The sequence below is a fragment of the Prevotella sp. 885 genome (genome assembly GCF_002265625.1).
Lineage (GTDB): Bacteria > Bacteroidota > Bacteroidia > Bacteroidales > Bacteroidaceae > Prevotella.
Genome location: NZ_NOVE01000025.1, coordinates 36,631 through 42,703 on the forward strand (window position 1 = coordinate 36,631; position 6,073 = coordinate 42,703).

Consider the following 6,073-nt stretch of genomic DNA (forward strand, 5'->3'; position numbering starts at 1 on the left):
CAACCTGACTACTCGTCTTTTTCATTGATAAAAACCAAAAAACGATGGAAATAGATTTAAAACAAAACCGTGAAGAGTTCGACTCTCTGCTGCGTTCCACAGAGCGTGAAGGCGTGGAGGATGTCATCTCTGACCTTGAGAACTTAGGATTTTATGAGGCTCCGGCATCGGCTGGTCATCATCTCAACACCGCTGGTGGACTTGTGCTCCATTCTCTCAACACCTGCAAGGCTGCGTTGGCAGTGTATGAAAGCATGAAGGCTCTTGAGCCGACGCTCGCCAATGAGGTGAAGCGTGAGAGCGTCATCCTTGCCAGTCTTCTCCATGATGTCTGCAAGAGCGACATCTATGAGCGTACCGTGAAGCGTCGCAAGACACGCATCGGAACATGGGAAGACTCGGAGGGATATAAGATAACGTATAAGAAATTCCCGATGGGACACGGCGAGAAGTCGGTCATTCTCCTTCTCTGCAGCGGACTCGACCTCTACGATGACGAGATGCTTGCCATCCGTTGGCACATGGGAGCCTTCGGTCTGAATATGAGCAGCTACGAGGACGAGCGTTGCTACGACACGTCACGCAAGCTTTATCCTCTCGTGTCCATCATTCAGGTGGCAGACTCGCTTGCCGCTTCCATATTGGAAAGAAAAGGAGAGGACCTTGACGAATTGTAAAGGTCCTCTTTAGCTCCTTTGATTCTTGTTGAATAATTAGAAGTCAACTACTGTGATGCCGGCACCGCCAAACTGTACGTGCTCGTCCTTACATGCTGTCACGTTGGGGACAGACTGCAGATATTGGCGGATTAGCTGGCGCAGGATGCCGTTGCCCTTGCCGTGTAGGATGCGCACACGCGGCATTCCCACGAGGATGGCATCGTCAATGAAGTGCTGTACGGCGTTAAGCGCCTCGTCGCCACGCATTCCACGCACGTCAAGATCCTGATGGAAGTTGAGCTTGTGCGAGTCGATGGTCTGTCGTGTCTCGCGACTGATGGCGAAGGTAGCAGGCTGTGTCGACTCCGGTTTCTTCGTTGTATGCTCCAGTCGTGACGCCTTCACCTTTGTGCGTACGTCGCCGAACACCACCGTAGCCTCCTTGCCTTGCAGACTTTCGATGGTTCCCACTGTGGTCAGACCACGCATGCGCACCGTGTCGCCGACTGAGAAGGTCTGTTGTTCGGAAGCGGAAGTGGGCTGGGGCAGCTTTGTGCCGATAGTTGTCGGCTTGCCCGCATTCTCCTTTTTCTCCTTCTTGCGCTTTTCGCGACGTTCCTTGCGCTCCATTATCTGGCGCATCTTCTTCTCTATAAGGTCATCGGCTGACTTAGTGTCTATTTCGTTTACGTCTTCCTTAAAGGCGTTAAGTTCCTCACGCAGACGCTTCGTCTCCTCCTTCTCCGCCTGACATTCACGTATTTCGCGAATGGTATTTTCGATGTTACGGTTACTCTCTTTCAGGAGTTCCTGAGCCTGTTCCTTAGCCTGACGCAGAATTTCCTTACGCTTCTGTGCCAGTTCCTTTATCTCTTCCTCGTACTTGGCAATGGTTTTCTCCAGGTCCTTCTCGCGCTGATGCACGTTCTGGCGCTTGTTTTCCCAATATCGCTTGTCGCGAACTATGTCCTGAAGGTATTTGTCGCTCTGGATATAGTCAGAACCAACGATTTCGCTTGCCTCCTTTATCACCTCTTCAGGAATGCCCGTCTTGCGGGCTATCTCGATGGCGAACGACGAACCCGGTTGTCCGATGGCAAGCTGGAAGAGCGGACGCATCTCGTGCCTGTCGTAGAGCATGGCACCGTTGGCGATGCCGTCGTGCGAGTCGGCGTAATGCTTGAGGTTCTGATAGTGAGTGGTGATGACGCCCCACGCCATGCGTTTCACAAACTGATTGAGCACAGCCTCTGCCATAGCGCCGCCAATCTGTGGCTCCGTACCCGTACCAAACTCGTCGATGAGCAGCAGGGTTCGGTCGCCTGCCTGCTTCATCATATTCTTCATGTTCAGGAGGTGAGAAGAGTATGTGGAGAGATCGTTCTCAATGCTCTGCTCGTCACCGATGTCAATCATGATGTCGGCAAATACTCCCACCTTCGAACGCTCACTCATAGGTACGGACAGACCGCACTGCAGCATATACTGCAGCAGACCAACCGTCTTCAGACACACCGATTTACCTCCGGCATTAGGACCGGAGATGATGAGGATGTGACGGTCGCGGGTCAGTGTTATGTCGAGAGGAATGGTGGGCTTGTCCTGCTTTTTCAGAGCCAGCCACAGGAGCGGATGGCGTGCCGTAATCCAGTCCACCACAGGCTTCTTGTCCACTTCCGGCTCGATGGCGTTGGTAAGGTTGGCAAATTCGGCACGAGAGCGGATGAAGTCCACCTCTGCAAGCATCAGATAAGCATATATGATGTCCTCCACGTGCGGACGTACCAGCTTGGTAAACTCCGTCAGAATCACTATAATCTCACGGCGCTCGTCAGCTTCAAGTTCACGTATGCGGTTGTTCGCTTCCACCACCTCGGTAGGTTCCACGAACACCGTCTTACCCGTAGACGACTCGTCATGCACAATACCCTTTATACGGCGCTTCATTGCAGGAGCAATAGGCACCACGAGACGTCCGTCGCGGATGGTCGGCGTCACGTCCTTGTCGACGAGACCCTCGCTCTGAGCTGCGTGCAGGATGCTGTAAAGCGTTTTCGACACGCTGCCCTCCGCCTTTCTCAGTTGCGTACGAATCTCCGCCAGGCGTGGCGAAGCCGTATCCTTCATCTTGCCATACTTGTCCAGAATCTGGTCGATGCGGCGTATGAGGTCAGGGAAAGTGAGCACGTTCTCCGTGAGTTCGTGCAGGGTGGGGTAGTCATAGTTGCCGTCCTCGTCGCTGCGGTTGAGGAATTTCACTATTCCTGCTACTGTCTCCAGCGAACGACGCAGGTCATATATCTCGTTCTCCTCGAGGTGAGTTCCTTCGATGCGGATGCGCTTTATGGAAGCACGCATGTCGAAGAAGAACTGCAAGGGGAAATCATCAGTCTCCTCCTGCATACGTCTGAACTCGCGTGTCTGTCTCAGCATAGTGTTGATGCGTCCACAGTCGGCGGTGAACGTCATTGTGTCCACCTTGTCCTTGCCCAGTTGGCTGAGGCAATAGCCCTTCAGCAGTGAGCGAATCTCACCGAATTGTATTTTGTTTTCGAAATTGCTTGGATAAATCATGCTGCAAAGTTACTGAAAGTATCGCACAAATGCCGACTGCACGCTTCTCTTTTTTCGCTGTATACCTTATATATATAGGGATGAACCACTTTTTTTGACTTTTTTGTGAAATTTCTTTATGAAAAGTTTGGCGAAACCAACATTAATCACTACCTTTGCACCCGCAAAAGTGAAACGAAAAGTCACAATGCTAAGTGCGGCTGCGATGCAATCCAAACTATTGGAGAGATGGCAGAGTGGTCGAATGCACCGGTCTTGAAAACCGGCGTACTGAGAGGTACCGGGGGTTCGAATCCCTCTCTCTCCGCAAAGTCCTGTAAGTCGAAAGACTTGCAGGACTTTTTTTTGTAGTATACTCGGCATGAGCATTGATTTTTGAAAGTTCATACCAAGTAAAAACCGGCCGTCGGAATGCATCTGATTCGTGACCGTAAAACAAAAATGCGCCCGCACAATACGGACGCATTTCTGTTTTTATAAAATTACCACCAACAGCAGAACAGCAGTGATACTCCCTTCTTCAGCTTCTTTTGAGGCTTCCTGTTCTGTTTGTTCTAGGCGATGGCGGGAGAAGGCACTCCCATAGAAGATAGAGCTCTATCTTTCCACCTTGAATATGGCGGCACTTATGCCAGAAGCTTTAATCACATCAGTCTTTTTTCCTGATTTATACACAACCTTTCCTGTGGAAAGAACAGAAACAGCCTTACCACCAACGGAGCTGATATTGAGAGAGGCTGCCTTGGCACCAGGATTCACGACAACAACATACTCCTCCTCGCCCAAAGTACGCTCATATACCATCGGATATTCCTGCCCCTTCTGGTTCAGAAGCTTCCAATCACCCTCATTGTCAAGAGCCTTTGCAGAATGACGCAAAGCGGTCAGCTTACGGGTATATGACAACAGAGAATTCTGATCACCCTGCTGAGCCTCAACGGTCAACTTTCCGTTTTCCGTATCTACGGGGAAGTAGAGCTTATCAGGTGCACTCGTAGAGAATCCGGCATTCTTACCCTTGGTCCACTGCATCGGAGTACGGGTACCCGAACGCTCATTGCTACCCTCCTTGTTAGGGAGATTCATCTGATACTTCATACCAATCTCATCACCATAATAGATAAACGGAATACCAGGCATGGTGAGGAAGAAGGTCATCGCCACCTTCAACTGGTCTGGCGTATTGCGGGTACCGATGTTAGGGCGCTGGTAATCGTGGTTGGCAGATGGAACAGCGATGTAGCCGAGATTCTTGGTGGCATTGTATGCCTTGGTATAGTTCTCGCTAAATTCCTTAAGCGAACCCTTGCCCTGCTTGTCGAAATAGCAGTTCTGGTAACTCTGCTCCCACTTGCCCCATGGAGTCTTGCGGTCGAAGAACAGAGAGGCATAGCCCTTGAGACCGAAATGGATGTAGAAATCGATGTTGAAGCCGGCAGGAATGGCTTGCTGCGGATCAGCCCACTCTGAAATCAATACGGTCTCTGGATAATACTTATCCTTCCAGGCACGCATCTCATTCCAAAGCTTGGAAACCTCCTTCTTGTCAGGGTCGTTCTTGACAAGCGATGACGCCATATCTACACGAAAGCCATCCACACCCTTATCAAACCAAAAAGCCATGATGTTACGTATCTCCCTGCGGACAGCCTGTGGTCCTGGAGCATCTACGCCCTGCTCCCAAGGATGATTTGGATCTGGATGAGCAAAACCATAGTTCAAGGCAGGCTGGCACTCGAAGAAATTCTTCTCATAATACTTGGCACGAGGAGCATTAGCCTCCACATATCTTCCTCGGGTACTCGACTCCGGACTTGCTTCCTGATGACGGGCTTCTATTTCTTTCTTCTCACTCTCAGGGATATCATTCATCCAGATATAATAATCACTGTAACGCTGGTTAGGATCTTTCTCGGAAGACTCCTTAAACCAGGCACACTTGGTGCTGGAATGTCCTGCCACCAGGTCGAGACAAACCTTTATGCCCCGCTTATGGGCCTCATTGACCAATGTAACCAAATCGGTATTGGTACCGAATCGAGGATCCACCTTGTAGAAATCGATGACATCATAGCCACCATCAAACCATCCCGACTCAAAGATTGGATTGAGCCAGAGGGCGTTCACCCCCAGAGACTTGATGTAATCCAACTTGGAATTGATACCCGGCAGATCGCCAATACCATTGCCATCAGTATCCATATAGGAAGATGGATAAATCTGATAGAAAAGTGCATCACTCAACCAAGCCGGTCCCTTCTTCTGTTCTGCCTGAACAGAAAGTGTGGTTGCCGCCAATGCAGCAACCAACAGCAATTTATTTATTCTTTTCATAAGCGACATTGTTTATTCAAAAAAACATTCTTTCATAATAACTCAAGATTCTGCATTTTATTGTGCAAGAATGCTAATTGCAAATCCGCCACCTGCAACAGAGTTCAACTTCAAGACAGACTTGCTGATCACAGTCTTCTTGTCCACCATGCAAATATCGTACAAAGAGTAAAAATATGTTACAAAATAAAAATCAATTCTAGAGAATCAAAAAGCTGTTTTTATGGTGTTTTGCTGTGCAAACAGCACCCAAGCTTAACAATAGCGCCCCTTTTACAGTCCAATAGTGCCACTATTAGAGTGTAAAAGTGGCGCTATTGCATGATAAAAGTGGCACTATTGTAGTGTAAAAGTGGCGCTATTGCAGCGAAAAACGGCTCTTTTGACTTTAACTGATTTTACTTTACACTTTTCTTGTTGTTTTACTAATTTACTTCACTCTCATTTTGTTCCTTTACTGAATAACTTTACAATGCAGGAAAAGTGTTACTGAAACGCTTTACATA

The 6,073-nt window shown here is 49.1% G+C and carries 3 protein-coding genes and 1 tRNA gene; 2 read left to right on the forward strand and 2 right to left on the reverse strand.

Annotated elements, in window-relative coordinates:
- Nucleotides 1-44 precede the first annotated feature (44 nt).
- Nucleotides 45-677 carry an HD domain-containing protein gene (locus CHL74_RS08810; RefSeq protein ID WP_094880798.1) on the forward strand — a complete coding sequence of 211 codons (633 nt, stop codon included), beginning with the start codon at nt 45-47 and terminating at the stop codon, nt 675-677.
- Between the two features lie 36 nt (nt 678-713).
- Here the strand turns inward: CHL74_RS08810 and CHL74_RS08815 are convergent, their stop codons facing one another.
- Nucleotides 714-3,233 (reverse strand): endonuclease MutS2, encoded by a 2,520-nt coding sequence (locus tag CHL74_RS08815; RefSeq protein WP_094880799.1) that lies wholly within the window; start codon nt 3,231-3,233, stop codon nt 714-716.
- Between the two features lie 222 nt (nt 3,234-3,455).
- On the opposite strand from CHL74_RS08815, the gene CHL74_RS08820 reads away from it, so the two are divergent.
- Nucleotides 3,456-3,540, forward strand: a tRNA-Ser gene (locus tag CHL74_RS08820).
- Nucleotides 3,541-3,830: 290 nt separating this feature from the next.
- On the opposite strand, the gene CHL74_RS08825 is transcribed toward CHL74_RS08820, so the two are convergent.
- The gene (locus CHL74_RS08825) at nt 3,831-5,576 is read right to left on the reverse strand and encodes an alpha-amylase family glycosyl hydrolase (protein ID WP_094880800.1); all 1,746 of its coding nucleotides are present in this window, start codon (nt 5,574-5,576) and stop codon (nt 3,831-3,833) included.
- Nucleotides 5,577-6,073 lie beyond the last annotated feature (497 nt).